Genomic DNA, 22,216 nt, shown 5'->3' with positions numbered 1-22,216 from the left:
GCCGCCGGGGGGGCCCCGGCCCCCCCGGGGGCCCACTCCGGTCTAGGCCCCGCCGGCGCAGCCGGACTCGGGGCGGATCAGGCCCCAGCCGAACACCGCATCGCGCCCCGGCGGGCCGAGATCCTGGGCGCTGCCGGCAAGGCGCAGCAGCGCCGCCTCGCGGTCCTCGGTCGTCATCGCGCGCGCGAAGGCGGCGGTGACGAAGGGGACGGCGTAAGACGTGCCGCTGAGGCTGGCGCCGCCGCGCCCCGGCGCTTCCAGCCCGACGCCCCGCGCCGCGAAGGCCAGGTGGCTGCCGCGCACCGCGCGGATGAACGGGCGCGCCTGCGCATCCACCGCCGTCACCGCGACCACCCAGGGATAGGCGGCCGGATAGCGCGGCGGGCTGCGCGGCCCGTCATTGCCGGCGGCCGCCGCCAGCAGCATGCCATGTGCGGCGGCGCGTTCGGTCGCCAAGGCGAGCACCTCGTTGGCCGGCCCGGCGAAGGAGAGGTTCACCACCTTGATGCCGCGTGTGGCGAGTAGCGCCAGGGCCGCCGCGATGTCGAAGGCATCCGCCGCATCGCCGTCCGGGCGGCGGTGGAAGGCATCCACCACCAGGATCGGCGCGGCACCGATGGCCGAGGCGAGCAGCGCCGCGACGGCGGTGCCATGCGCCGTCCCCGCCGCCGCCCGGCCCGCGCTGCGGCGCGTGACCTGCTCGACCTGCCGGCCGGCCAGAGCGGGATGTGCCGGATCCACGCCGGTATCCACCACGCCGACCGGGCGCGCCGCGCATGCCGCGTTGCCCAGGGCGACCACCGGCTGCACCGCGGCGTCTCCGCCGGGGCGATAGAGATGCGTCAGGTCGAACCGCGCGGCGGGCGCGAGGCTGCGTGCCAAATCCCGCGCCGCCGCCGCCGTGAGGCCGCGCGGCAGGCCGAGGCGGGCGATGCTGCCCGGGACGATTTCGGCCGGCACTTCCTCGATGATGGTGAAGCCGGCTGCGAGCAGTCGCGAACGCGGAAGCTGGTCGAGGCCGATGGCGGTGATCTCGTTCGGCACGGTCGCGGCGCGCTGCGGTGGCCGTGGCGCCGGGGCGGCAGGTCGTGACGCCGGCGCCTCCGCGGGCGCGGGAGCCGGCACGGCAATGCCCGGCGCGATGCTGCCGAGCAGCCCTCGCAGATCGCCGATAAAGCTGCCGGTGCTCGGTGCGCCGGCCGGCAACTGACCGCGCAGGTCAGAGCCCTCGCCGCCGGCCGCGCTGCCACCTGGCCCGTCGTCGTCATCATCGGCCATCGCCGGCACGGCGGCCAGCAGCAGGCCGGCGCACATCGCCGGCAAGGCATGACGCAGCAATCGGCGCATACGACCCTGTGGCCGCGTCACGACAGGCTCCTTGGGCAGGTGATCAGAGCAGGCACGCCGGGGCAGTAGGCGCGACGGCGAACTTCGCTCATATGGTTCAATACCGATCCGGCGGAATAAGCACGAGGCTGTGACGATATGTCTACAGGCTGCTGATGGGGGAACGAGACAGAGATTCGCCGAGCGACTTCGCCCGGCAACTCGTCGCCCTGCTGCCGCGGCTGCGTCGGTTCGGCGCCGGTCTGACGGGCTCGCTCGACGCGGCGGACGAACTTGTGCAGGGCGCCTGCGAGCGGGCGCTGCGCGCGCCGGAGCGCTTCACGCCCGGCACGCGCCTCGATTCCTGGATGTTCCGCATCATGCAGAACATCTGGATCGACCAGCGCCGCGCGCGTGGCCGCGCCGGCCCGACGACCAGCGAGCCGGACGCGCTCGCTGCCTTGATCGGGGAGGATGGCCGCCGCGTGACGGAGGCCAGCCTCACGCTGGAGCGGGTATGGGCGGCGATGGACGCCCTGTCGGAGGACCAGCGCGCGGTGCTGGTCGCGGTGTGCGTGGAGGGCCTCTCCTACGCGGAGGCCGCGGAGATGCTGGCTGTGCCGCCCGGCACGGTGATGAGCCGGCTGTTCCGCGCGCGGCAGAGCCTCGGCGCTGCGCTGGGGTTGGCCGGCGCGAAGCTGGGCGGCGAAGGGGGTGACTAGGCGATGACGGCGGAGGAGCCGAGCGACGAGATGCTGATGCGACTGGCAGATGGCGAAATCGAGGCGGAGCAGGCCGCGTCGCTCCATGCGCGCATTGCCGCCGAGCCGGCGCTCGCGGCGCGCTATGCGGTGTTCGAGCGCACGCGGCGTGCGGCTGCCGATGCCTTTGCCCCGGTCGCCGACCTGCCGGTGCCGGACAAGCTGCTGGCCGCGGTGCTGGCCGCCGACAGAGCCGCGCGGGGCGAGGTGCCGGCGACCGCGCAGGTGGTGCCGCTGCCGCAGCGCCGGCCACGCGCGGGTCTGGTCCCGCTGGCGCTCGCCGCTTCGGTCGCCGCGCTGCTGGCGGCGCCGCTGGGCTATCTGCTCGGGCGCGGGGGCGCGGGTGAGGAGGCGGCGCTGCGCGATCCGCTGGCCGGCGCCCGCGCGCAGGTGGCGGCCGCGCTGGAGAGCGTGCCGTCCGGCACGCGGCGCATCGCCGGCGGGATCGCGGTGCAGCCGCTGGCCTCGCATGCGGTGGATGGTGGCGTCTGCCGTGACTTCCGGCTCGCCTCGCCGCAGGGCGCATTGATCGGCCTGGCCTGCCGTGAGGCCGGCGGCTGGGCGCTCAGGGCGAGTGTCGCCTTGCAGGAGGGCGATGCGCTGCGCGGCGCCTCGGCGGATCATCCGGTGATCGCGGCGGCGCTGGAGCGGCTCGGTGCGGCGGCGCCGATGGATGCCGAGACCGAGGCAGCGCTGATCGGCCGCGGCTGGCACTGATGGGGTGCGGCCGGCCGCAGGCGGCCGGCCGCGGTGCCGCATCAGCGGCTGCTGTTCGAGCTACTGTTGGACGAGGAGTTGGAGCTCGAGTTCGAGGAGCTGTTGGACGAGCTGTTCGAGCTCGAGTTCGAAGAGCTGTTCGAGGAGCTGGTCGAGCTGCTGTTCGAGGACGAGTTCGACGAGCTGTTGGAGCTGGAGTTGCTGGCGAAGTGCAGCAGCCCCTTTGCCGCCGGCGCCTCCGCCACCGGCGCCGCGGGGCCGGCGATGCGGGCGTCGGCAGGGGTGGCGAGCAGCGCGATGCCGGTGGCGATGGCGGCGAACGGCGCGGTCTTGCGGATCATGGTGTTTTCCCTTCCGGGGTCTCTGTCGCCGGGAATGGCCCCGGCAACAGGACAACGGCGGGACGCGGCGGCTATTCCGTTGCCGCCCCGCGCTATCGGGCGGCGCGCGCCTCGCGCCTGTACCACCCGTCGGAGGCCAGCGTCTGACGGAGGATCCGCTCGCGCGTCGCCGCTTCGGCGCCCGTCTCGGCGCGCACCACGCCCGGCAGCGCCGCATCCTCGCGGCGGAACGGAATGACCTGCACCAGCGGCGTGCCGCGCTCGATCACATGCACGCCGTCTGCGCCGGTCGCGAAGAAGGGCAGGTGCACCGGCGAGGCGTAGCTGTCGGTGTCCACGATGCCGGCGACGCATTCGAACACCGGGTTCGGCCGGTTCAGCGGCGGCAGGAACAGGCAGGACCAGCCGGGCGCGGTGCGGGTGGTCCAGTGGTTGTGGAACTTCACCGGCGGCCGCGGCTGTGCCGGATGGCCGGCGACCTGCGGCGGCGAATGGTTGCTCACCATCACCCGGTCGAACTCCCAGCCTGCCTGCACGCTCTGCCCGCCCTCGCTGATCTGCAGCCGCACGGTGGCTGCCAGCGGCAGGATCCAGCCGGTGGCGAGCGCATCGAAGAACGGCATGCAGCGCTTCGCGGTCAGCCCGTTGTTGGTCGCCGAGAGATGCGCGGGATCCACCGCGGGCAGGCGGCGGAACCAGTCGGGCAGCATGGCCTTCGCCAGGACCGGCGGGGCGATCACGCCCTCATCCTCGGCGCGGCACAGGAATTCGATGACCGGCGGCCCTTCGGACGCTTCGACGGCGGTGGTCTCGTTCGGTCGGATCAGCATGAGTGTCTCCTGTCCCCGTACGCGCCAGGGGCGCGGACGCCGAAGCGCCCGCGCCCTGCGCTTGCCTCAGAAGATCTCGAAGTCGCCGGTGGTGATGCTGCCGACGCCCTGGAGCGTCGCGATCGTCACCGCCCCTGCGCCGCCGCGCCCATCCGCGTCCCAGCGCAGCACGCCGGTGTCGGTGTCGAACAGGAAGGTGCCGAGGCCGGCGACCAGCGCACCCGGGTTCGCGTTCACCACCAGCTGCACGTCGAGCAGCGCGTTGCCGGCGAACAGCCCGCCGCCGAACAGCTGCGCCTCGATCGCGATCTTGTCGTTGCCCGCCTCGAAATCGGTGGCGATGTCGCGATGCGCCGCGACGTTGCCGAACACGAAATGGTCCTTGTCGCCGCCACCGGTCAGCCGGTCGATGCCGTCGCCACCGCGCAGCCAGTCGGTGCCGGCCCCGCCCTGCAGACGGTCGGCGCCATCGCCGCCGCGCAGGTCGTCATCGCCCTCGCCGCCGGTCAGCAGGTCGTTGCCGGCATCGCCGAAGAGCAGGTCCGTGCCGTTGCCGCCATTGACGGTGTCGTCACCGAAGCCGCCACCGACGAAGTCGTCGCCCTCGCCGGCCAGCACGCTGTCATTGCCGTCGCCGCCGAACATCGTGTCGCCGTCGGCGCCGCCGTTCATGGTGTCGTTGCCGAGGCCGCCATACATCTCGTCGGCGCCGTTGTCGCCGAACAGCCGGTCGTCGCCGTCGCCGCCCTCCACCAGGTCGGCGTCGTCGCCGCCGCGCAGCGTGTCCGCGTCGAGGCCGCCGAACATCAGGTCTTCGCCGCTGCCGCCCTGCATGCTGTCGGCGCCGTCGCCGCCGAACAGCTCGTCACGCTCCTCGCCGCCATCCATGGTGTCGTTGCCGAGGCCGCCGAACAGCGTGTCGAAGCCTGCGCCGCCGAGCACCCGGTCGTTGCCGTCCTCGCCCTCGACCAGGTCGTTGCCGTCGCCGCCGAACAGGCGATCACTGTCCGCGCCGCCGAAGACGCGGTCATCGTCCTCTCCGCCGTCCAGCGTATCGGCGCCGTCATCGCCGTAGAGCGTGTCGAAGCCCTTGCTGCCGAACAGGCGGTCATTGCCGCCGAAGCCTTCGAGCTGGTCGTTGCCGTCAAGGCCGTCGATCAGGTCGGCGAAGTTGGTGCCGAGGATGGTGTCGTCGGCATCGGTCGGGAAGGGTGGCATGGGTTGTCTCCGCGGGGTTGCGCCGGTTCGCCCGGTCAGCCCCACAACGAGGCGTCCAGGTACTTATTCCCCGCCCGCTTCTTGGGCCTTGCCCTCGGCCGCCGCCGGGGCAAGCATGGGTCGATCAGGAAGGACGCCAGCCCCCGATGAGCGGTCCGGCCCGCCGCGCCGCGGTGGTGGTTTTCGATGCCCATGCCAGCTTTGCCGATCCGCGGGGCGCGCTTTCCGCATGACCCCCGCCGGCCGCATCCAGGCGGCGATCGAGCTTCTCGCGGCGCTGGATGCCGAGCCTCGCAGGCCGGCTGACGCCATCGCCAACGACTATTTCCGCGCGCGGCGCTTCATCGGCAGCGGCGATCGCCGCGCGGTCTCGGAACTGGCCTGGGGCGCCGTCCGCCAGCGGATCCGGCTGGACTGGCATCTGGCGCGGATCGGTGCACAGCCCACCCCGCGCCTCGTGCTGGCCGCGCAACTGCTGCTGGTCGAGGGCTGGCCACCCCAGAAGATCGCGGGCCATTTCACCGGCGACCGCTTCGCCCCGGCGCCGCTGGAGCCCGGCGAGGTGGAACTGGTCCGGCGCCTGGCCGGCACACCGCTGCTGCACGCGGAGATGCCGGAGGGCGTGCGCCTCAACCTGCCCGACTGGGCGCTTCCCGGCCTGCGCGCCCGGTTCGGCGAGCAACTCGCCGCCGAGGCTGCGGCGATGGAAGCCGCCGCACCGCTCGACCTGCGCGCCAACCTGCTGCGCACGACGCGGGAATCGGCACGGCTGGCGCTGGCCGGCGAGGGGATCCCGGCCGAGCCGATGCCCTTCTCCCCTTGGGGGCTGCGGGTCACGGACCGCCGCCCGATCTCCGCGACCGCCGCCTTCAAGGAAGGTCTGGTCGAGGTGCAGGACGAGGGGAGCCAGCTCATCGCCCTGGTCACCGATGCGCAACCGGGCATGCGCGTGGCCGATTATTGCGCGGGTGCTGCGGGCAAGACGCTGGCGCTTGCGGCCACGATGGGAAACCGTGGCCATATCGTCGCCTGCGATGTCTCCGCCACGCGGCTGGAAGGGGCGGGGCGGCGGCTGCGGCGTGCCGGCGTGGACAATGTTGAGCGGCATCGTCTCGTCCCCGGCGACAAATGGCGCAAGCGCCGCGGCCGGAGCTTCGATCGCGTTCTTGTGGATGCGCCCTGCACCGGCAGCGGCACCTGGCGGCGCAACCCGGATGCGCGGCTGCGCACCACCGCGCGGGACCTGGCCGAGCTTTCGGCGAAACAATCCGTCATACTGGATGACGCATCAGACCTCGTGCGTTCGGGCGGCAGGCTGATCTACGCTACCTGCTCGCTCCTTCCGGAGGAGGACGAGATGCAGATCGAGCGCTTCCTCGGGCGCCACCCTGATTTCGTCGTGCGCCCCGTCCTGGCGCTGTGGGCGGAGCTTTGCCCGGGGGTTCCGGCGCCGGGGGAGGGGCCGTACCTCGCCCTCTCGCCGGCCGGCCACGGCACCGATGGCTTCTTCGCGGCGGTGCTGGAGCGCCGGCCATGATCGCCGTCCGCCGCGCCCGGCCGGACGACGCGCCGGGGATCGCCGCGGTGCATGTGGCAGCCTGGCGCAGCGCCTATGCTGGCATCCTCGACGACGCCTATCTGGCGAATCTCTCGGAGGCGCGGCTCGCGGCGTTCTACCACCGCGCGATCCTCGACCGGCGCGACGGCCATGCTGTGTTTGTCGCGACCGCGGGCGGGGCCGACCTGCCGGCCGACAAGGCCGGGCCGGAAGCGGCGGTGATCGGCTTCGCCTCCGGCGGCCGCGCCCGCCGCCGCGGCCTGGCGGATGGCGAGGTCGAAACGCTCTACGTGCTGGACGATTTCCGCGAGCGCGCCGTCGGGCGGCGGCTGATGCGCGCGATGGCGGCGCATCTGCGCGTGATCGGCTGCAGATCCGCCCTGGTCTGGGTGCTGGCCGACAACCCCGCGCGCTATTTCTACCGACACCTGGGCGGCCGGCCGGCGATGACCGACAGCGTGCTGGTCGCCGGCCATCCGGTGCTGCAGACGGCCCTGGTCTGGGACCCGATCGACATCCTGCTCTCGGCGACCGCCCCGGTGAAGGAAGGGTAGGGCACGCCCGGTCTCCGGGCGCGGCGCTTCCCGCTTGCCGCCGGGCCGGGGTTGTGGTCATAGCCCGCCATGACGCTCCCCCCCGACTCCACCGCGCCCGCCGACCCAGATCCTGCGCTGGGCGCAACCCGGCACGAGCGCGTGCTGATCCTCGATTTCGGCAGCCAGGTGACGCAGCTCATCGCGCGGCGACTGCGCGAGAGCGGCGTCTATTGCGAGATCTGGCCCTACAACGCCGCGCCGGAGGCCCGCATCCGCGCCTTCGACCCGAAGGGCATCATCCTCTCCGGCGGCCCGGCCAGCGTGACGGAGGGCGAGAGCCCGCGCGCACCGGACTACGTCTTCGCCTCCGGCCTGCCGATCCTCGGCATCTGCTATGGCCAGCAGACGCTGGCGCACCAGCTCGGCGGCGCAGTGGAGGGCGGGCATGCGCGCGAGTTCGGCCGCGCCTTCGTGGACGTGACGGGCGACTGCGCCATCACCCAGGGCGTCTGGGCCAAGGGCGCGCGCGAGCAGGTGTGGATGAGCCATGGCGACCGCATCACCGAGCTGCCGCCCGGCTTCCGCGTGGTTGCGAGCAGCGAGGGCGCACCCTTCGCGCTGATCGCCGACGATGCCCGCCACTACTACGGCACCATGTTCCATCCGGAGGTGGTGCACACGCCGCATGGCGCGCAGCTGCTGCGGAACTTCACGCATCTCGTCTGCGGGCTGCAGGGCGACTGGACCATGGGTGCCTTCCGCGCAGAGATGGTCGAGAAGATCCGCGCCCAGGTCGGCACGGGGCGTGTGGTCTGCGGCCTTTCCGGAGGCGTCGATTCCTCGGTCGCGGCGGTGCTGCTGCATGAGGCGATCGGCGACCAGCTCACCTGCATCTATGTGGACCACGGCCTGATGCGCGCCGGCGAGAGCGAGCAGGTCGTCGCCACTTTCCGCGACCGCTTCAACATCAAGCTGGTCCATCGCGATGCGTCGGATCTTTTCCTCGGCCAGCTCAGCGGCGTCACCGACCCGGAGGTGAAGCGCAAGACCATCGGGCGCCTGTTCATCGAGGTGTTCGAGGAGGAGCAGAACAAGCTCGGCGGTGCCGATTTCCTGGCGCAGGGCACGCTGTACCCGGATGTGATCGAGAGCGTGAGCGCCACCGGCGGTCCGAGCGTCACCATCAAGTCGCACCACAACGTCGGCGGCCTGCCCGAGACCATGCGCATGAAGCTGGTCGAGCCGCTGCGCGAATTGTTCAAGGACGAGGTGCGAGAGCTCGGCCGCGAGCTCGGCATCCCCGAGGCGATCGTCGGCCGTCATCCCTTCCCGGGGCCCGGCCTGGCGATCCGCATCCCCGGCGAGGTGACGCGCGAGAAGGCCGACCTGCTGCGCAGGGTGGACACCATCTTCCTCGAGGAGATCCGCAACGCCGGGCTGTACGACGCGATCTGGCAGGCCTTCGCGGTGCTGCTGCCGGTGCGCACGGTGGGCGTGATGGGCGATGGCCGCACCTACGACCAGGCCTGCGCGCTGCGCGCGGTGACCAGCACGGATGGCATGACGGCGGATGTCTATCCCTTCAGCATGGAGTTCCTGGCACGCGTCGCGAACCGCATCGTCAACGAGGTGCGCGGGATCAACCGCGTGACCTACGACATCACCTCGAAGCCGCCAGGGACGATCGAGTGGGAGTAGGCTCTGGCCTGACAACTCTGGTTGGGGGACATGCCTGGGTCACGCGCCTGGACGAGGAGCCGGAATCTCTCCGCCATCGAGAAGGCGGCCATCGCCGCGCGCTGCGAGAGGTTCATCGCGGAGGAGCTGACGCCGCGCTTCCTGCCTGTCGTGCAGCCGACCGCGTTCAATTACCCGATCGCGCTCACGGGCCGCTGGCGGGGCCACCGCTACAGCTTCATCACGCGCTACCGCTCGGGCTTCGACGACAATCGCGGCGAAGAGTTCGACCACGCCTTCGCGCGTCTCGATCACCTGCCCCAGGAGCTGTCCAGGCAGAGGTTCGACGTGATGTGGCATCGCCATAGCGGGCAATGGTGGCGCCTTCATGCGGCGGTCACGCTCGACGAGGCGCTGCATATCATCGAGACCGACGGATTGCTGCACCCGACATGAAGATCGTCGGGTCCGGGAGGGAAGATCACATGGCCAGCACCGAGGAGCGACAGCGCTGCGCCTGGGCCAATTCCGACCCGTTGATGGCGCACTACCACGACACCGAATGGGGCGTGCCGGTGCGCGACGGGCGCATGCTCTGGGAGACGCTGATGCTGGAAGGCTTCCAGGCCGGCCTCTCCTGGCAGGTCATCCTGCGCAAGCGGGAGGCCTTCCGCGCCGCCTTCGCGGGCTTCGATCCGATGAAGGTCGCCGCCTTCACCGATGCCGACATCGTGCGCCTGCTCGCCGACCCCGGCATCGTGCGCTCGCGCGCCAAGATCGAGGCGACCATCGCCGGCGCACGCATCTTCAACGCCATGCAGGCGCGCGGCGAGGATTTTTCCGCCTTCTGCTGGTCCTTCACCGACGGCGAGCCAATCCGCGGCGATGGCAAGGCGAGCGAGACGCCGCTGTCGCAGGCGATCTCCAAGGAGCTGAAGCGGCGCGGCTTCAAGTTCGTCGGGCCGACGATCACCTACGCCTGGATGCAGGCGGTCGGGATCGTCAACGACCATGGTGACGGCTGTTTCCGGCGCGCCGCCGTCTGAGCGGCCGGCCGCTGCAAAGGGGGAGACGGCGCATGGCGCGCTCGGTGACGATCCACGGCATACGCAACTGCGACACCATGAAGAAGGCCCTTGCCTGGCTGGACGCGCGTGGCGCCGCCTATCGCTTCCACGACTACAAGCGCGAAGGGATCGACTGCGCCACACTGGAGGGCTGGGCCGCGCGACTGGGCTGGGAGGCCCTGCTCAACCGTGCCGGCACCACCTTCCGCAAGCTGCCGGACGCCGAGAAAGCGGATCTGGACGGGTCGCGGGCCGTCGCGCTGATGCTGGCGCAGCCCTCGATGATCCGCCGCCCGGTGCTGGAGGCCGATGGCCAACTGCTGGTCGGCTTCGCACCGGAGGTCTGGGCGAAGGCGCTGTAGCGCTCAGGCCGGCCAGAGCCACCATAGATACGTCGCATACCCCGCCAGCAACACGGCGCCCTCGCGCCGGCCGATCCGCAGGCCGGTCCAGGCGAAGACGAAAAGCAGGACCGAAACCGCCAGCATCACCGGCCCGTCGAAGCGCTGGATCTCCACCGGCACGGTGACCGGCACGACCAGGGCGGTCAGCCCGAGGATGCCCAGCAGGTTGTAGATGTTCGATCCCAGCACGTTGCCCAGCGCGACATCCGACTGCCGCTTCGTCGCCGCCACCACCGAGGTGACCAGTTCCGGCGCCGAGGTGCCGACCGCGACGATGGTCAACCCGATCACCGTCTCCGAAACGCCGAGCGTGCGCGCCAGGCCGACCGAGCCATCCACCAGGAAGCGTGCGCCGAGCACCACCAGCACCAGCCCGGCAAGTGCCAGGCCGAGCGGCAGCGCCAGGCCGCCCGTGGCGCTGTGCAGTCCCTTGCGCACGCCCTCGACGGCCTCCGCCTTCTCGAAGGCGGCGGTATGGCCTTCGGTGCCGAGGCTCTCCTGCCGCCAGGCATAAATCAGGTAGGCGACAATGCCGGCGAGGAAGGCGGCGCCCACCAGGCGGTTCAGCCCGAGCGTCCAGGCCGCCAGCAGGAACAGCACCGCCGCGCCGACCATCACCACGCCATCCCGCCGCAGCGCAGCCGAGCCGACCGCGACGGGAGCCATCAGCGCCGAGACGCCGACGATCAGCAGGATATTGGCGATGTTCGAGCCGACCGCATTGCCCACCGCGATTCCCGGCGAACCCGCCAGCGCCGCCTGCAGGCTGGTCATCAATTCCGGCAACGACGTACCGAAGCCGACCAGGGTGAGCCCGATCAGCAGCGGCGACACCCCCATGCGCTCGGCGAAGCGCACCGCGCCGCGCACCAGCAGGTCCCCGCCCAGCACCAGCAGCACCAAGCCACCCAGAATCGGCAGCGCATCTTCCATCGCGGGCGCTGCTCAGTGCTGCCGCAGGGGCGGTTGCCGACGGTCCGGGGCTCGGGGCATGGGTGCGGCGGTCTCCTGCTGCTCGGGCGCCCGGCCGCGCGGCCGGTGCTGCGGCAGATTGGCGCAGGGCGGCCGGGCTGCAAGGTGACGGCCATGTCATTGCAAATCCAGGCCGCCTCCCACCAATCGCGGCCAGGTCTGGCGCGCAGGGTGAAAAAATTACGCCCCTGTCACTTGTCGGGGGCGCGAGCAGCACGGAATAAGTCGTTGCGTGGCGTGCCGTTGTGCCGCCCGTCCAGGACCACCAGGGAGAGGCCTTCATGAGACTTGTTCGTACCGCGCTCGCGCTTGGCGCGGCGCTCCTGGCCGCGCTGCCCGCATGGGCGCAGCCGGCGGCCGACACCGTCGCCGCCATCCGTGCTCGTGGCCAGCTGCTGTGCACGGTCTCGCCCTCGACGGTCGGCTTCTCGCTGCCGGACAGCCAGGGCGTCTGGCGCGGCATCGACGTCGACTACTGCCGTGCAGTGGCGGCGGCGATCCTCGGCGATCCGAACAAGATCCGGATCGTGCCCTCCTCCACCCAGCAGCGCTTCACCATGCTGCAGTCGGGCGAGGTGGACCTGATCGTCCGGACCACCACCTGGACGCTGGGTCGCGAGGCCTCGCTCGGCATGGCCTTCGCCGGCGTGAACGTCTATGACGGCCAGGGCTTCATGGTGCATCGCGACAGCGGCGTCACCGGGGCCCGCCAGCTCGATGGCGCCACCGTCTGCGTGCAGCCCGGCACCACGACCGAACTGAACCTGGCCGACTATTTCCGCGCCAACAACCTCCGCTACACGCCGGTGGTGATCGAGAATGTCGAGGAGGTGCGCAGCGCCTTCATCAATCGCCGCTGCGACGTCTACACCAACGACAGCTCCTCGCTCGCCTCCTTCGCCGCCAGCCAGGGGCCGAACGCCAACCGCTACCTGCTGCTGCCGGAGATCATCTCCAAGGAGCCCCTCGGCCCGGCGGTGCGGAAGGGCGACTGGCGCTTCTTCGAGATCGTGCGCTGGACGCATTTCGCGCTGGTGACGGCCGAGGAACTCGGCATGACGCAGGCGAACATCGACAGCTTCGCCAGCAGCACCAACCCGGACGTCGCCCGCTTCATGGGGCGCAGCGGTGATCTCGGCCGCATGATGGGGCTGGAGAATGACTGGGCGGTGCGCGTGGTCCGCGCCGTGGGCAATTACGGCGAGGTGTGGGAGCGCAACCTGACGCCGATCGGCTTCCCGCGCGGCGTCAACAACCTCTGGACTCGCGGCGGGCTGCAATACGCCCCGCCGATGCGCTGACAGGGCGCTGACCCGGGAGGGGCGGCGCCCCTCCCGGAGCTGCGTAGCGGCGCTTCCCGCCGCTGCGCATGCGCGCTATCCCCGACACCATGGACCGTCACCTGCTGGTCGCCTCCGGCGCTCTCTGGCGCGAAGGTGGATTGCGCTTCGATCCGGCCGCCCTCGCCTGGTCGCCGGCGACGCCGCCTGGCGGCCAGGCGGAGCGTGTCTCCCTCCTCGAGGCGGCGCGCTGGCTGCTGCGCGAAGGCGGTGGGCGCCGGCTGCCGGCCGCCATCATCGGGCCGCGCGATCCCACGCCGGCCGCTCTCGCCGCGGCCGAACAGGTGGCCTACGCGCTGGCCGAACTGGGCTTCCCGCTGATCTGCGGTGGGCGCGGCGGCGCGATGGAGGCGGCCTCGCGGGGCTGCGCCGCGGCTGGCGGGCTGATGATCGGCATTCTGCCCTCCGACGATTGGCGCGAGGCCAACGCGCATGTCTCGGTGCCGATCGCCACCGGCATCGGCGAGGCGCGCAATGCCGTGATCGCGACGGCGGGCTTCGCGCTCGTCGCCTGCGGCGGCCGCGCCGAGCCGGTGAGCTACGGCACGATCAGCGAGATGGCCTTCGGCCTGCGTCACGGCCGCCTGGTGCTCGGCATGCCCGAGGCGCCGGACCTGCCGGGCGTTGTGCGCTGCGCGACGGCCGGGGAGGCCGCCGCGCGCGTCGCCGCGCGTTACCTCGCGCTCGACTGATCAGCCGCGCATCATCTGCGCGGTCTGCGACACCATCCGCTCGAGGCCCGGCTCGGGCGCGATGTCGCCGCGCATCACGGCGGTCAGCACCTCCTGCTGCATGCGGTGGATCCGCGGGCCGTTGGCGCCGTAGTCCTCCCATGGCAGCGAGCGGTCGGCCTGGCGGGCGGCGGCCTGCGCGTTCGGATTTTCGCGGTACCAGTTGCCGAGGAACTGCTCCGCCGTCGCGCGCTTGTTGGTCGGCAGGTAGCCGGTCATCTGCACCGCGATCGTCTGCGCTTCCGGCCCCGCCGAGAACTTCACATAGCGCCAGGCCGCCGCGCGCCTGGCGGCATCGCGGGTGAGGATCACCGCCGCATTGCCGCCGGTGGGCACGCCGCCGCGCGCCTGGTCGGTGATGGGGTAGGGCGCCGTGCGCAGCGGGAAGCGCCCGCCGACCAGCCCGGTGATCACGTTCAGCCGCGCCGGGCTGTCGAAGATGATGCCGGTGCCGCCGGTGGCGAATTGCTGGCGGTTCTGGTCGGCGCCGATCAGCCCCATGCCGCTCTCCGTGACGAAGCGGCGGGCCAGCGTGATGGCGGCACGGCCGGCGGCATCGCCGAAGGCCGGTGCATTGCCCGCCTCGTTCAGCATCCGCCCGCCGCCCTGCTGGATCAGCGCCTGCCACAGCCAGTCGCTGTCGAAGGAGTTGATGTAGTAGGAAACGCCCATCGCCTGCGGTGCGGCCGCCTTGATGCGGCCGCCGAGCGCCACCACCGCATCCCAGCTGGTCGGGAAGGCATCCGGGTTGCCGCCCGCCCGTGCGACGAGTTCGGGGTTGTAGTAGGCGATGGGGGAGGAGGCGTTGAACGGCATGCCGTACTGCTTCCCATCCACCTGGCCGAGCGCCAGCATCCGGTCGGCGAAGTTCTCGCCCTTCCAGGCCGCGCCTTCCTCGGCGATCAACGGTGCGAGGTCCAGGATCTGGTTGCGCGGCGCCAGCGTGCGCGCGAGCTCCGGCAGGCGGTTGAAGCCGGGGAAGGTGACGTCCGGCAGCTGGTTGGTCAGTGCGCCGCGCAGCAGCGCCTGGTGCTGGTCGTCGTAGCTCGGCGCCGGCTGGCGGAAGGCGATGCGCACATCCGGGTTGGCGCGGGTGAAGGCTTCCGCAATCGGGTTGAAGAAGCGCGCGAAGGAGGGGTTGGCGAACAGCACGTCGAGCGTGACGGGCGCCTGCGCGCGCGGGATGGCGGGCGCGGCCAGCACGGCGGCGCCGGCCAGCAGGGTGGTGCGACGGGTGAACATGGCGTGTTTCTCCTCTCTTCTGGTTGGACGTCAGCGCAGGCCGGTCATGGTGATCCCGCGCAGGAAGGCGCGTCGGGCGACGAGGAAGGCGAGGATCAGCGGCGCGGTCACCAGCGCCGCACCCGCCATCAGCGCGCCGTAGTTGCCTCCCGATTCGGTGTCGCGGAAGGCGAGGATGCCGAGCGGTGGCGTGGCCAGCTCGCTCGAGGTGACGACGATCAGCGGCCAATACAGGTCGTTCCAATGCGCGACGACCGAGAACACCGAGAAGGCCGCGATCGCCGGCACCGCCGCCGGCGCCGCCAGCCGCCACACGATCTCGAACTCGCCCATGCCGTCGAGCCGCGCGGCATCCAGCACCTCGTCCGGATAGGCGCGAAAGAACTGCCGGAACAGGAACATGCCGAACACCGTCAGGAAGAACGGCGCCATCAGCGCGAAGTAGCTGTCGAGCAGGTCGGTCTGGGCCAGCGCCAGGTAGAGCGGGAGCGCCGGCACCTGGATCGGCACGCAGAGGCCGAACAGCACCAGCCCGAACAGCACGCCGCGGCCGCGGAAGCGCAGCTTCGCCAGCGCATAGGCCGCCGGGATGGCGACCAGCAGCTGCACCGCCAGGATGCCAAGGCAGACGATCGCGCCGTTCAGCATCGCGCGCGGCAGGTTCCCCTCCGTCAGCGCGCGGGCGTAGTTCTCGGGCGCGGCGAAGCGGCCCGGTATCGGGTTGAAGACGGCGCCGAACACCTCCTCCGCCGGGCGGATGGAGGTCAGCAGCATCCACAGGAAGGGCGCCAGCATCACCGCCGCGCCGGCGGCCAACACGGCGTGGGAGAGCAGCGCCGGCAGGATGCGGCGGCGCCTCATGCGTAATGCACCTTCCGCTCGATGACACGCGCCTGCAGGATCGAGAGCAGCACCAGGAAGACCAGTAGCACCACCGTCATCGCTGCCGCATAGCCGGTCCGGAAATACTGGAAGCCCTCGAGGTAGAGCACGTAGAGCAGTGTCTCCGTGCTCCCGAGCGGCCCGCCGCGGGTCAGCACCACCACCGTGTCGAACACCTTGAAGGCGGTGATGGTGCTGGTGATGGTGACGAACATCGTCGTCGGGCCGAGCATCGGCCAGGTGACGCGCAGGAACCGGTCGGGCCCGAAGCGCGCGCCATCCAGCGCCGCGGCCTCGTAGAGCTCGCGCGGGATGGCCGAAAGGCCGGCCAGGAACAGCACCATGTTGAAGCCGATCACCTGCCACAGCCCGATCAGCGCCAGCGTGCCGAGTGCGAGGGAAGGATCGTTCAGCAGATCCACCTGGCCGAAGCCGAGCCACGCCAGCAGGGCGCTGACCGGGCCGAGCGAGGGGTGCAGCATGAACTGCCAGACCGTGGCCATCGCCACCAGCGTCGCCGTCACTGGCAGGAAATAGGCGACTTCGTAGAAGCCGCGCGTGCGGGTGCGCGCATGCACCAGCAGCGCGACGCCGAGCCCGCCGAACACCGCGCCCGGCAGCACAAGGGCGACGTAGAGAAAGGTGTTGCGCAGCGATCGCTGGAACACCTCGTCGCCGAACAGCGCCGCGTAATGGTCGAGTCCGACGAGTCGCACCGTGAGCGCGCCCAGCCGGTAGTCGGTGACCGAGAGCGCGAGCAGCGCCGCCAGCGGCGCCAGCAGCAGCACCAGGATGAGCAGGAAGGCCGGCAGGGCGAAGCCGGCGCCTGCGCGCGCCTCCGAGGTCTGGCGCGTCCGCCTCATGCCGCCAGCTCCGCGGTGGCGCGCAGCGCGAGGCGGCGGCCATCGGCGCCGAACACGTGCACCCCGGCCGGCTCCGCGCGCAGGGCCAGGCGCTCGCCGATCGGGGCGACCGCGGCGTGCTCCGCGGCGGTGAGGCGGATGGCGAGCGGCGTGCCCTCGGCGGTCTCGGCGTGCAGCAGCCATTCGGCGCCGAGATTTTCCGCCCGGCGGAGCCGCGCCGCGAGCAGCCCTGGCGCCTCGGCGCGCGCGATGCGCAGCGCCTCCGGCCTGATGCCGACGGTCACCGCGCCACCCGCGGGCGCCTGCAGCGCCAGCCCGGCGATCCGCACGCAGCCATCCGGCGCTGCGGTGGCGGTGAGCAGGTTGATCGGCGGGCTGCCGATGAAGCGTGCGACGGTGAGATCGGCCGGCGTGTCGTAGAGCTCCGCCGGCGAGCCGAGCTGCAGGATCTTTCCTGCCTCCATCAGTGCCACGCGGTCGGACATGGTCATCGCCTCGACCTGGTCGTGCGTGACATAGACGAAGGTGGCGCCGAGCCGCGCATGCAGCTCTGCGAGCTCGGTGCGCATGTGCACGCGCAGCTTGGCATCGAGGTTGGAGAGCGGTTCGTCCATCAGGAAGGCCGCCGGGCGGCGGACCATCGCGCGGCCGAGCGCGACGCGCTGGCGCTGCCCGCCCGAGAGCTGCGACGGGCGGCGATCCAGCAGGCCGGTCAGCTCCAGCTGAGCGGCCATCGCGCGCACCTCCGCCATGATCTCCCGCATCACGCGCCGGCGGCGCGGCGACAGCAGGCGGAGCAGCGGCAGCCGCTCTGCGAGGCTGAGCCGGCGGAGCTCCAGCGGGCTGGCGATGTTGGCCGCGACGGTCATGTGCGGATACAGCGCGTAGGATTGGAACACCATCGCGACGTCGCGCTCGGGCGGCGGCAGTTCGTCCACTGCGCGGCCGCCGATCACCACGCTGCCGGCGTCCTGCGGCTCCAGCCCGGCGATCACCCGCAGCAGCGTGGACTTGCCGCAGCCGGAGGGGCCGACCAGCGTGAGGAATTCGCCTGGCCGGATCTCGAGGTCCACGCCGTCGAGCACGCGGGTCCTGCCGAAGCTCTTGGCGATCCCGCGCAGCGACAGGCCGGCGGCGCTGCCGCGGGGCGGTTCGGTTGATCGGGCGGCGAGCGGCTCCACGGCGTGACCCTAATCGGTTTCCGCCAGCCTAGCAGCAAATGATCGTTTGATGACACGGGGCGGGCGCATGATGGCTGCGCCACGAAATGTGCAAGAACTTCGACCAGCTAAAGGGCTTCGCCCAAGGCCAGCAAGCCGGCCCCGCGAGAGTCATGCCCGGACTCGCCTGTTGTATGTAGGATTCCTTCCATGCCGCCCGAAGCCGTTCCCGGTCCCGATCCCGCCCTGGCGCCACGCCAGGCCGCCCTGTTGCGCCTGGTCGGCGAGCAGGGCTTCGGCACCGTGGAGGGCCTCGCCCGCCGCTTCGGCGTCTCCACCCAGACCGTGCGGCGGGACATCATCGCGCTGACCGCGCGTGGACTGCTGCAGCGCTTCCACGGCGGCGCCGGCCCGGCCGGCGCGGTCCGCCTGGGCCACGCCGAGAAGGCGGAGCGCCAGCGGGAGGCAAAGGCACGCATCGGCGCGGCGGCGGCGGCGCGGATTCCGCCCGGGGCATCGCTGTTCCTGGATGTCGGCACCACGGCCGAGGCCCTGGCCGTGGCATTGGCGGCGCGCAGCGATCTTCGTGTGTTCACCAACAACATGCAGGCGGCGTTGCGGCTGGCGGGGCCCGACGGGCCGGCCGTGCGCGTGCTCGGCGGCACGCTGCGGGGTGCCGACGGATCGCTGGTCGGCGGTGAAGCGGTGCGCACCCTGGGCGGGCTCGCGCTCGACATCGCGGTGATCGCCTGCTCCGGCTTCGACGGGACCGGGGCGCCGTGCGACTTCGATGCGGAGAAGATCGCGCTCAAGCGTGCCGCCATCGCCGCGGCACGGCAGGCGATGCTCCTCGCCGATTCCAGCAAGTTCGGGCGAGCGGCGCTGGAGCGGATCGCCTCCCTTCACGCCTTTGCTGTACTGGTGACCGACGATGCGCCGCGCGGCGCGCTCGCCGAGGCGCTGCCTCCGACCAGCCTGGCCATTGCGCGCAGCACCGATGCCGGCTCCCCGTGACGCTGGGAGTCCGTTCCGGGTGATCGGCCTCGCGCCGCTCCGCCTTCCCGAACCCGTCCGACCACCTGATCCTGCCCGAAGCCGGCATCGTCACCGAGCAGCACGGCGCGACCGGCCAGCGCCTGCTCGGCCGGCTGGAGCAGCGCAATGGCGCGCGCATCATCGGCCGCCGCACCATGGATGGCGGGCGCGTGCCGACGATCTCCTTCACCGTCGAGGGCAGCCGGCCGCAGCACATCTTCGGCGCCGTGTATCCGGACGGCGTTGGCATCCGCCATGGCGATTTCCACTCACGCCGCCTGATCGAAACGCCGGGTGCTCGCGCAGGGCGGCGGCGTCCTGCGCGTCTCGGTGGTTCACTACAACACGCGTTCAGGAACCGCCCGGTTCAGGCCAGACGGGAAGCTGGCAGGGGCCAGCTCCTATCCTCGGCGGGCCTGTACCGCTTCCGCCGCCCTCGTGCCGCTGCGGGGCGGCGGTGGCGGCGGATCCGGGTAGCCCAGCAGCATCACCGCAACGCCGGTCTGCACGCCGCCAAGCGTGAGCGAGAGGAAGAACCACAGCAGCAGAAGCGGGCCGGGATGTCCCGGTGCCCGACGCAGGATGGTGCCGACGCCGCCCGGGTCCGCCCAGAGCAGCGCCGCCGCGAACAGCGTTCCCAGCGCGAAGCCGACCAGCGCATGGCTGAGGAAGAAGCGCACCGCGACGGGAAGGCGTCGCCAGTTGCGGCGGATCGAGACGGTCATTGCATGCGGCCCTGCTCACATGCCGCCCAGGTAGCCGGCCCCGGCGCGATTGGCGTTGACCCGGATCAAGGCCGCGCGGAGAGCCGCCCGCCTTTCGGTATTTTAATATGCTAATATTAGCCGAGGTGCATATGATCGCATTGCCGGGCCGGCGGACGTGGTCGGCCGGGCGACATCCGGTTGAGGACACCCATCATGCCAAGGCTCGGCGACAAGGCCTGGTCCCCCTATCTGGCCGGCGCAGGCATCGGCCTGCTGCAGATTCCCGCCTTCCTCGCGCTCGGCACCGCGCTCGGCGCCTCATCCTCCTACGTCACCGGCGCCGTGGCGATCGCGGAGGTCTTTGATCCCGCCATCACCGAGATCCGCTACGCGGCGAGCCACCTCGCCGGTGCGAAGAGCTGGTGGCAGGTGGCGCTGGTCATCGGCATCGCGCTCGGCGCCCTGCTCTCCGCCACGCTGTCCGGCAGCCGGCGGCGGGGCGTCGCCGCGGTCTGGAAGCGGGTCACGCCCTATGGGGCGGGCGGGCGCTTCGCGATGGCCTTTGCCGGCGGCTTTATCATGCTGCTCGGCGCGCGCATCGCCGATGGCTGCACCTCCGGCCACGGCATCTCCGGCATGGCGCAGCTTGCGCTCGGCTCCTTCATCGCGGTCGGCGCCATGTTCGCCGGCGGCATCGCCACCGCGCTGCTGATGCGCCCCGTCCGCTGAGGAGGCACCTGCCATGTCCATCCTGAACGCCGTGATCCTGGGCCTGGTGATGGGGGCCGCCTTCGGCTTCCTGCTGGAGAAGGCCCGCGTCTTCGAACCGGCCGTCATCCTCGGCCAGTTCCAACTCCGCAGCTTCCTGATGCTGCGCGTCTTCCTCGCCGCGGTCGCCGCGGGGCTGGTGGTGCTCGCGGTGCTCGTCGGCTTCGGCTGGGCGAGCCTTTCGCCCAAGGCCACGCTGCCGGTTGCCGACCTGCTCGGCGGCTTGGTGCTGGGCGTCGGCATCGCGCTGGCCGGCGCCTGCCCTGGCACGGTGATGGCGCAGATCGGCGCCGGCTACCGCGACGCCTGGATGACGCTGGCCGGCGGCCTCGCCGGCGCGCTGGCCTTCACCTATGCGGAGCCCTCGCTGCGCCCGTACATCGACGCGGCCGGGCAGGGCAAGCTGACGCTCGACAAGGTGCTGGGCCTGTCCTTCCCGCTGCTGGCGCTGGGCTTCGCCGTGCTGCTGGCGGCGACGCTGTGGGGCATGGAGCGCTGGCGCCCCTGGCGGACGGAACTTGGCACGGAGGCCGATGGCCTGCTGCCGCCGACGGCCTCCCAGCCGCCGGCGCGGGCGGTGCCCGCCGAGTAGCGCCGGCCAGAACCAGAAATTGTATCGCGGGCGGGAATAAGGCGACCCGCCCGCGCGTCCCACCATGGTGATCTGCATCGCGACGAAGCGGATGCGGCCGGAGGAAGCGAGACGGTGAGCGAGTGGGACGCGCGCATGGAAGCGCTGGTGCCTTCGCTGCGCCGTTTTGCCTGGTCGCTCACCCGCAACGCCGACGAGGCCGACGACCTGGTGCAGGACTGCCTGGAACACGCCCTGGGCGCCTGGCATCGGCGGAATGCCGAGGGGAAGCTGCGCGCTTGGCTCTTTACCATCCTCTACAACCTCCACGTCTCGGACCGGCGGCGCCGGGCGCGGCGCGGGCGCCTGCTGGGCGAGATGGCGCAGTTCGAGGCCGGACCGGCGCCGATGAGCGGCCAGGATGCCGCGGTGCAATGCGGCCAGGTGCTCGCGCAGCTCGACACCCTGCCGACGGAACAGCGCGACGTGCTGCTGCTGGTCGGTGTCGAGGGACTTGGCTACGAGGAAGCGGCGCGGGTGCTCGGCGTCCCCCCGGGGACCGTGATGTCCCGCCTGTCCCGCGGGCGGGAGCGGCTACGGCAGATGGCCGAGGGCCGCCCCGCGCCGGTCGCCGCGCTGCGCCGCGTGGTCTGACCTGTGGCTGAGCCCGAGGCCCCGATCGGGGAGGACGATCTGCACGCCCTCATGGACGGGCGGCTGTCGCCCGCCCGCGCGCCAGCGGTGCAGCGCTACCTGGAGGCGCGGCCGGAGGCGGCGGCGCGGCTGCGGGCGATGATCACCCAGCGTGACGCGCTGCGGTGCGCGCTCGCCTTCAAGGCAGCCGAACCGATCCCGCCTCGTTTGCGCCTGGCCAATCTGCGGGCGGCGCGGCGCCGGGCGGTGGCCGGGCAGGCACGGGTCGCGGCGGCGGCGGCGGTGCTGCTGCTCACCGGGGGCGGGCTCGGCTGGTTGGTCCGCGGCATGCCGGAGGCGGCCTCGCCGCCGGTGGCTTCGGCGCCCGCCGCGCTGCACCTGCTGCTCGCGGAGGCATCGCCGCGCGTGCAGGCCGCTTCGGCGGCCGAGGCCGATCTCGGCTCGTGGCTCGCCGACCGGCTCGGCACGCCGATGCCCCTGCCCGACCTGGCCGCCTTCGGCTTCGGCGCCGCAGCGGCGTGGGTGATGCCCGGCGCCGAGGGCCGCACGGCGGTGCTGCACTACATCGATGGGGACGGCGCAGCGCTCTCGATCTGGCGCCGGCCGGCGCCCGATCCGGCACCGCACGACCTGCGCTGCAACGATGAGCCCGGCGGCCTGGTCACCTATCGCTGGTCGGATGGCCGCCATCTCTTCGCAGTCACCGCGGCACTGCCGCGCGAGCGGCTGCGGCCGATCGCCCTGGCGGTGGAGCGGGCGCTGAAGGCGCCGCCGCCGGGCGGGATGATGATCGCCGGCCTTTCCCGCCGCCCCTGCCAGGACGCGGCGGGCTGAACCAACCCAAAGGGAGGAAACC

At 71.8% G+C, this 22,216-nt stretch carries 25 protein-coding genes; 15 read left to right on the top strand and 10 right to left on the bottom strand.

Annotated elements, in window-relative coordinates:
- Positions 1 to 42: 42 nt before the first annotated feature.
- Positions 43 to 1,368, bottom strand: a complete 1,326-nt coding sequence (locus tag ACESM1_RS06700; protein WP_372618916.1) for a S8 family serine peptidase — start codon at positions 1,366 to 1,368, stop codon at positions 43 to 45.
- A 134-nt stretch (positions 1,369 to 1,502) separates the two neighbouring features.
- Between ACESM1_RS06700 and ACESM1_RS06695 the strand changes: the two genes are divergently transcribed.
- Together ACESM1_RS06695 and ACESM1_RS06690 are read left to right on the top strand one after the other, a co-directional pair.
- Positions 1,503 to 2,048, top strand: coding sequence for an RNA polymerase sigma factor (locus ACESM1_RS06695; protein ID WP_372618915.1), 546 nt, complete (start codon positions 1,503 to 1,505; stop codon positions 2,046 to 2,048).
- A gap of 3 nt (positions 2,049 to 2,051) precedes the next feature.
- A complete protein-coding gene (locus tag ACESM1_RS06690) occupies positions 2,052 to 2,804 on the top strand; it encodes a hypothetical protein (protein WP_372618914.1) in 753 nt (250 codons plus the stop codon).
- 41 nt (positions 2,805 to 2,845) lie between these two features.
- On the opposite strand, the gene ACESM1_RS06685 is transcribed toward ACESM1_RS06690, so the two are convergent.
- From ACESM1_RS06685 to ACESM1_RS06675, 3 genes are all read right to left on the bottom strand, one after another.
- Positions 2,846 to 3,145: a hypothetical protein gene (locus tag ACESM1_RS06685; protein WP_372618913.1), complete on the bottom strand. Its 300-nt coding sequence runs from the start codon at positions 3,143 to 3,145 to the stop codon at positions 2,846 to 2,848.
- A gap of 92 nt (positions 3,146 to 3,237) precedes the next feature.
- Positions 3,238 to 3,975, bottom strand: a complete 738-nt coding sequence (locus ACESM1_RS06680) for a DUF6065 family protein (protein ID WP_372618911.1) — start codon at positions 3,973 to 3,975, stop codon at positions 3,238 to 3,240.
- A 66-nt stretch (positions 3,976 to 4,041) separates the two neighbouring features.
- Positions 4,042 to 5,193, bottom strand: a complete 1,152-nt coding sequence (locus tag ACESM1_RS06675; RefSeq protein WP_372618909.1) for a calcium-binding protein — start codon at positions 5,191 to 5,193, stop codon at positions 4,042 to 4,044.
- Positions 5,194 to 5,422: 229 nt separating this feature from the next.
- Here ACESM1_RS06675 and ACESM1_RS06670 point away from each other — a divergent pair, with 229 nt between their 5' ends.
- From ACESM1_RS06670 to ACESM1_RS06645, 6 genes are all read left to right on the top strand, one after another.
- Complete coding sequence (locus ACESM1_RS06670) at positions 5,423 to 6,730, top strand: RsmB/NOP family class I SAM-dependent RNA methyltransferase (protein ID WP_372618907.1); 1,308 nt, start codon at positions 5,423 to 5,425, stop codon at positions 6,728 to 6,730.
- Entirely contained in the window at positions 6,727 to 7,305 is a 579-nt protein-coding gene (locus ACESM1_RS06665) for a GNAT family N-acetyltransferase (protein ID WP_372618905.1), read from the top strand. Before ACESM1_RS06670 ends, ACESM1_RS06665 begins: the two co-directional genes overlap by 4 nt.
- 69 nt (positions 7,306 to 7,374) lie before the next feature.
- Entirely contained in the window at positions 7,375 to 8,985 is a 1,611-nt protein-coding gene (guaA, locus tag ACESM1_RS06660) for a glutamine-hydrolyzing GMP synthase (RefSeq protein ID WP_372618903.1), read from the top strand.
- Positions 8,986 to 9,015: 30 nt separating this feature from the next.
- Positions 9,016 to 9,420: a hypothetical protein gene (locus ACESM1_RS06655; protein WP_372618902.1), complete on the top strand. Its 405-nt coding sequence runs from the start codon at positions 9,016 to 9,018 to the stop codon at positions 9,418 to 9,420.
- Between the two features lie 29 nt (positions 9,421 to 9,449).
- Complete coding sequence (locus ACESM1_RS06650) at positions 9,450 to 10,010, top strand: DNA-3-methyladenine glycosylase I (protein ID WP_372618900.1); 561 nt, start codon at positions 9,450 to 9,452, stop codon at positions 10,008 to 10,010.
- 32 nt (positions 10,011 to 10,042) lie between these two features.
- Positions 10,043 to 10,393: an arsenate reductase gene (locus ACESM1_RS06645; RefSeq protein WP_372618898.1), complete on the top strand. Its 351-nt coding sequence runs from the start codon at positions 10,043 to 10,045 to the stop codon at positions 10,391 to 10,393.
- A gap of 3 nt (positions 10,394 to 10,396) precedes the next feature.
- Here the strand turns inward: ACESM1_RS06645 and ACESM1_RS06640 are convergent, their stop codons facing one another.
- Positions 10,397 to 11,368: a calcium/sodium antiporter gene (locus ACESM1_RS06640; protein WP_372618896.1), complete on the bottom strand. Its 972-nt coding sequence runs from the start codon at positions 11,366 to 11,368 to the stop codon at positions 10,397 to 10,399.
- A 320-nt stretch (positions 11,369 to 11,688) separates the two neighbouring features.
- Between ACESM1_RS06640 and ACESM1_RS06635 the strand changes: the two genes are divergently transcribed.
- Both ACESM1_RS06635 and ACESM1_RS06630 read left to right on the top strand, forming a co-directional pair.
- Entirely contained in the window at positions 11,689 to 12,708 is a 1,020-nt protein-coding gene (locus ACESM1_RS06635; RefSeq protein WP_372618894.1) for an amino acid ABC transporter substrate-binding protein, read from the top strand.
- Positions 12,709 to 12,776: 68 nt separating this feature from the next.
- Entirely contained in the window at positions 12,777 to 13,439 is a 663-nt protein-coding gene (locus ACESM1_RS06630) for a DNA-binding protein (protein WP_372618892.1), read from the top strand.
- On the opposite strand, the gene ACESM1_RS06625 is transcribed toward ACESM1_RS06630, so the two are convergent.
- The 4 genes from ACESM1_RS06625 to ACESM1_RS06610 are packed head-to-tail and all read right to left on the bottom strand — an operon-like array spanning position 13,440 to position 17,646.
- Positions 13,440 to 14,720: an extracellular solute-binding protein gene (locus ACESM1_RS06625; protein ID WP_372618890.1), complete on the bottom strand. Its 1,281-nt coding sequence runs from the start codon at positions 14,718 to 14,720 to the stop codon at positions 13,440 to 13,442. It lies immediately after the preceding gene.
- Between the two features lie 30 nt (positions 14,721 to 14,750).
- A complete protein-coding gene (locus ACESM1_RS06620; protein WP_372618888.1) occupies positions 14,751 to 15,581 on the bottom strand; it encodes a carbohydrate ABC transporter permease in 831 nt (276 codons plus the stop codon).
- Complete coding sequence (locus ACESM1_RS06615; protein ID WP_372618886.1) at positions 15,578 to 16,465, bottom strand: carbohydrate ABC transporter permease; 888 nt, start codon at positions 16,463 to 16,465, stop codon at positions 15,578 to 15,580. The genes ACESM1_RS06620 and ACESM1_RS06615 overlap by 4 nt, the downstream gene beginning before the upstream one ends.
- Entirely contained in the window at positions 16,462 to 17,646 is a 1,185-nt protein-coding gene (locus ACESM1_RS06610) for an ABC transporter ATP-binding protein (RefSeq protein WP_372618884.1), read from the bottom strand. The genes ACESM1_RS06615 and ACESM1_RS06610 overlap by 4 nt, the downstream gene beginning before the upstream one ends.
- Positions 17,647 to 17,835: 189 nt before the next feature.
- Here ACESM1_RS06610 and ACESM1_RS06605 point away from each other — a divergent pair, with 189 nt between their 5' ends.
- Positions 17,836 to 18,639, top strand: a complete 804-nt coding sequence (locus tag ACESM1_RS06605; RefSeq protein ID WP_372618882.1) for a DeoR/GlpR family DNA-binding transcription regulator — start codon at positions 17,836 to 17,838, stop codon at positions 18,637 to 18,639.
- A 422-nt stretch (positions 18,640 to 19,061) separates the two neighbouring features.
- Here the strand turns inward: ACESM1_RS06605 and ACESM1_RS06600 are convergent, their stop codons facing one another.
- Entirely contained in the window at positions 19,062 to 19,385 is a 324-nt protein-coding gene (locus ACESM1_RS06600; protein WP_372618880.1) for a hypothetical protein, read from the bottom strand.
- Positions 19,386 to 19,580: 195 nt separating this feature from the next.
- Between ACESM1_RS06600 and ACESM1_RS06595 the strand changes: the two genes are divergently transcribed.
- The 4 genes from ACESM1_RS06595 to ACESM1_RS06580 all read left to right on the top strand — a co-directional run bounded on the left by ACESM1_RS06595 (position 19,581) and on the right by ACESM1_RS06580 (position 22,194).
- Positions 19,581 to 20,096, top strand: coding sequence for a YeeE/YedE thiosulfate transporter family protein (locus ACESM1_RS06595; RefSeq protein WP_372618878.1), 516 nt, complete (start codon positions 19,581 to 19,583; stop codon positions 20,094 to 20,096).
- Positions 20,097 to 20,109: 13 nt separating this feature from the next.
- Positions 20,110 to 20,727: a YeeE/YedE thiosulfate transporter family protein gene (locus ACESM1_RS06590; protein WP_372618876.1), complete on the top strand. Its 618-nt coding sequence runs from the start codon at positions 20,110 to 20,112 to the stop codon at positions 20,725 to 20,727.
- A 114-nt stretch (positions 20,728 to 20,841) separates the two neighbouring features.
- A complete protein-coding gene (locus ACESM1_RS06585) occupies positions 20,842 to 21,360 on the top strand; it encodes a sigma-70 family RNA polymerase sigma factor (protein ID WP_372618874.1) in 519 nt (172 codons plus the stop codon).
- A gap of 3 nt (positions 21,361 to 21,363) precedes the next feature.
- Positions 21,364 to 22,194: an anti-sigma factor family protein gene (locus tag ACESM1_RS06580; protein WP_372618872.1), complete on the top strand. Its 831-nt coding sequence runs from the start codon at positions 21,364 to 21,366 to the stop codon at positions 22,192 to 22,194.
- Positions 22,195 to 22,216 lie beyond the last annotated feature (22 nt).

Source organism: Falsiroseomonas sp., from assembly GCF_041690465.1.
Lineage (GTDB): Bacteria > Pseudomonadota > Alphaproteobacteria > Acetobacterales > Acetobacteraceae > Falsiroseomonas.
The sequence above is the reverse complement of the archived record's forward strand: the minus strand, read 5'-3'. Positions and strand labels throughout refer to the sequence as shown.

Excerpts from the sequence above, each read along its gene's own strand:
- ACESM1_RS06590 (WP_372618876.1), top strand. The coding sequence starts at position 20,110 with ATGTCCATCCTGAACGCCGTGATCCTGGGCCTGGTGATGGGGGCCGCC.
- ACESM1_RS06635 (WP_372618894.1), top strand. The coding sequence starts at position 11,689 with ATGAGACTTGTTCGTACCGCGCTCGCGCTTGGCGCGGCGCTCCTGGCC.
- ACESM1_RS06665 (WP_372618905.1), top strand. The coding sequence starts at position 6,727 with ATGATCGCCGTCCGCCGCGCCCGGCCGGACGACGCGCCGGGGATCGCC.
- ACESM1_RS06640 (WP_372618896.1), bottom strand. The coding sequence starts at position 11,368 with ATGGAAGATGCGCTGCCGATTCTGGGTGGCTTGGTGCTGCTGGTGCTG.
- ACESM1_RS06685 (WP_372618913.1), bottom strand. The coding sequence starts at position 3,145 with ATGATCCGCAAGACCGCGCCGTTCGCCGCCATCGCCACCGGCATCGCG.
- ACESM1_RS06625 (WP_372618890.1), bottom strand. The coding sequence starts at position 14,720 with ATGTTCACCCGTCGCACCACCCTGCTGGCCGGCGCCGCCGTGCTGGCC.
- ACESM1_RS06620 (WP_372618888.1), bottom strand. The coding sequence starts at position 15,581 with ATGAGGCGCCGCCGCATCCTGCCGGCGCTGCTCTCCCACGCCGTGTTG.
- ACESM1_RS06655 (WP_372618902.1), top strand. The coding sequence starts at position 9,016 with ATGCCTGGGTCACGCGCCTGGACGAGGAGCCGGAATCTCTCCGCCATC.
- ACESM1_RS06690 (WP_372618914.1), top strand. The coding sequence starts at position 2,052 with ATGACGGCGGAGGAGCCGAGCGACGAGATGCTGATGCGACTGGCAGAT.
- ACESM1_RS06675 (WP_372618909.1), bottom strand. The coding sequence starts at position 5,193 with ATGCCACCCTTCCCGACCGATGCCGACGACACCATCCTCGGCACCAAC.
- ACESM1_RS06615 (WP_372618886.1), bottom strand. The coding sequence starts at position 16,465 with ATGAGGCGGACGCGCCAGACCTCGGAGGCGCGCGCAGGCGCCGGCTTC.
- ACESM1_RS06630 (WP_372618892.1), top strand. The coding sequence starts at position 12,777 with ATGCGCGCTATCCCCGACACCATGGACCGTCACCTGCTGGTCGCCTCC.
- ACESM1_RS06680 (WP_372618911.1), bottom strand. The coding sequence starts at position 3,975 with ATGCTGATCCGACCGAACGAGACCACCGCCGTCGAAGCGTCCGAAGGG.
- ACESM1_RS06600 (WP_372618880.1), bottom strand. The coding sequence starts at position 19,385 with ATGACCGTCTCGATCCGCCGCAACTGGCGACGCCTTCCCGTCGCGGTG.
- ACESM1_RS06645 (WP_372618898.1), top strand. The coding sequence starts at position 10,043 with ATGGCGCGCTCGGTGACGATCCACGGCATACGCAACTGCGACACCATG.
- ACESM1_RS06605 (WP_372618882.1), top strand. The coding sequence starts at position 17,836 with ATGCCGCCCGAAGCCGTTCCCGGTCCCGATCCCGCCCTGGCGCCACGC.
- ACESM1_RS06650 (WP_372618900.1), top strand. The coding sequence starts at position 9,450 with ATGGCCAGCACCGAGGAGCGACAGCGCTGCGCCTGGGCCAATTCCGAC.
- ACESM1_RS06670 (WP_372618907.1), top strand. The coding sequence starts at position 5,423 with ATGACCCCCGCCGGCCGCATCCAGGCGGCGATCGAGCTTCTCGCGGCG.
- ACESM1_RS06695 (WP_372618915.1), top strand. The coding sequence starts at position 1,503 with ATGGGGGAACGAGACAGAGATTCGCCGAGCGACTTCGCCCGGCAACTC.
- ACESM1_RS06595 (WP_372618878.1), top strand. The coding sequence starts at position 19,581 with ATGCCAAGGCTCGGCGACAAGGCCTGGTCCCCCTATCTGGCCGGCGCA.
- guaA (WP_372618903.1), top strand. The coding sequence starts at position 7,375 with ATGACGCTCCCCCCCGACTCCACCGCGCCCGCCGACCCAGATCCTGCG.